The 604-nt window shown below is 61.9% G+C and carries 1 protein-coding gene; it reads left to right on the top strand.

The features are described from left to right. Nucleotides 1–604, top strand: a 604-nt coding sequence (locus QVO51_RS03470; protein WP_288167811.1) for a glutamate synthase-related protein, incomplete at both ends; no start/stop codon positions are given.

Genomic DNA, 604 nt, shown 5'->3' with positions numbered 1-604 from the left:
GATACCGGCGGGGTGCTCCTGTCCAGTATGGGCAATCCGGAGCCCTATCCGGTGTATTTCGACAAGCTGCTGCTGAACGCCTCCCAGGTGACCAATCCCCCCATCGATCCCCTCCGGGAGCCGATGGAAACCAAGGTGTTCTTAGGGGCAAAGCCCTCCAGGGTGCAGCGGGACGAAAAGGGGGAGCTGGTGAATAACCTGTCCCCCCAGATCAAGCTGTCCGTGCCCATTATGTTCTCCGCCATGAGCTACGGCTCCATCAGCTACAACGCCCATGCATCCCTTGCCCGGGCGGCACAGGAACTGGGGATCCTGTACAACACCGGCGAGGGGGGACTCCACGAGGATTTCGTCAAGTACGGGGCAAACACCATCGTGCAGGTGGCATCCGGCAGATTCGGCGTCCACAAGGGCTATCTGGAAAGCGGCGCTGCCATCGAGATCAAGATGGGACAGGGTGCAAAGCCCGGCATCGGGGGACACCTGCCCGGCGCAAAGATCGTGGGGGATGTGGCAAAGACCCGTATGGTGCCCGTGGGCAGCGACGCCATTTCTCCGGCGCCCCACCACGACATCTACTCCATCGAGGATCTGCGGCAGCTGG

The sequence above is a fragment of the Ruminococcus sp. CAG:379 genome, from assembly GCF_000434255.1.
Taxonomy (GTDB): Bacteria; Bacillota; Clostridia; order Oscillospirales; family Ruminococcaceae; genus Ruminococcus_F; species Ruminococcus_F champanellensis.
The sequence above is the reverse complement of the archived record's forward strand: the minus strand, read 5'-3'. Positions and strand labels throughout refer to the sequence as shown.